Annotated in this window: 2 protein-coding genes; one reads left to right on the plus strand and one right to left on the minus strand. The window is 55.9% G+C overall.

Going from position 1 to position 1,497, the window contains the following annotated elements:
* On the plus strand, positions 1–975 hold a 975-nt coding region (locus SV253_01320; protein MDY6774724.1), incomplete at its 5' end, for an AI-2E family transporter.
* On the opposite strand, the gene SV253_01325 is transcribed toward SV253_01320, so the two are convergent.
* On the minus strand, positions 962–1,497 hold a 536-nt coding region (locus tag SV253_01325; protein MDY6774725.1), incomplete at its 5' end, for an electron transfer flavoprotein. The two genes, SV253_01320 and SV253_01325, sit on opposite strands and share 14 nt — an antisense overlap.

The following is a 1,497-nucleotide window of genomic DNA, read 5'->3' on the forward strand; positions in this document are numbered from 1 at the left end:
ACGCTTGCGGTGCGGTTTCGGGAAGCCTCGCCGTTTACGGCGAGGAGGAGGTCACTTGACGTCGTCAACACAGTCTTCTTCGCGGTTACTGTCACATACATCCTGATCCCACTCCACGAGAGGCTAGTGAGACGTGGGATTCCGTCTTGGTGGGCGAGTCTGGTCTCCACTGTCGTCGGATTTGTAAGTATACTGATTCTGATCGGATACGCGGCTTTCCTGGTGTATCTGAGACGGGCTGAGATAGTAGAGGCGGTGACGGGCTTCCCGTCTACCACGACGGTTGAAGCAGTCGGGTTTACGTATACTGTCGATGTCACAGATCTCCGGAACACCTTCATAGCGTATCTGACCCAGCTAGCCGTCGAACTAGCCCGTCGAACCCCGGTTCTGGCTCTGAAACTCACCCTCTTCTCACTCCTCATATTCTCCCTAACACACAACAGACATAGGGTGAGTGACGCTGTGTGGCGTGCCGTGCCGGCGAAGTACCAAGACATAACACGTCTCGTCGAGGGGAAAGTCGAGTCGACTCTTTTCTCCCTCTACGTCCTACAGGCGTCTGTCTCGGCTGTGACCTTCGTACTCTCCTTTGTCGTCTTCTCCTTCTTCGGATACGACTACTCGGGTACTCTCGCAGCAATCTCGGGACTCCTTCAGTTCTTCCCCATCGTAGGACCCAGTGTTCTCATCGCGGGTATCGTAGTCTACGAACTCCTCGTCGGGAGCCTCGTCAAGGCGATGACTGTCGGCATCGTCGGTGGCATCGTGATAGCGTGGCTCCCCGACGCCGTCATAAGAGTCCATCTCGCCGACGAGAGACTACCCGGGAGTCTCTACTTCATAGGTTTCACGGGAGGTCTCCTCAGCATAGGTCCGATAGGCGTGATAGCAGGACCCATAGTCGTGGTTCTGATAGCCGAGATGGTCAAACAGCTCGCGGATTCGAATGACAGAACGACTACGAGTACTTAGGCTCAGCACCGGTTGTCTCGTAGACGTCGTCGAGGAGTCTGTCACGTTCCTCCTGCCAGTCCTCGAAGCCGTCGCGTGACTCGGGGTACTCCTCGTAATGGTCGAGCACCTTCTCGGCACTCTTCTTCGCCTTGTAGAAGCTATAGACGGTGTCCCAGTGTCCGAAGCTCGATACCGCCATACGTAGCTTGAGTGTGAGGGGTATAGACGTCTTGCCCTCGTAGAGTGCCTCGCTAATCTTGTCACCGGGAAGAGACGACAGAAGACTAATTATCTCGTCTGTGTCGTAGGCTGTCACGAAGATGTTGTAGACGTCGAGTGTCGCATAACGCGCCCCGAACTCGTCCATGACATCGACGTTGTATCCCCAGAGAGACTCCTCTGAGACATCTCCTTCCTCTATAGCTTCTACCGCCTTCTCGCCCGCGTACTGTCCCGCGAACGCCGCGGTCGATATTCCGCCGCCCGTAGTAGGATTTACGTGTCCCGCGGCGTCACCTACGGCGATGAAGCCGTCTGCGA

The sequence above is a fragment of the Candidatus Afararchaeum irisae genome (genome assembly GCA_034190545.1).
GTDB classification, from domain to species: Archaea; Halobacteriota; Halobacteria; order Halobacteriales; family Afararchaeaceae; genus Afararchaeum; species Afararchaeum irisae.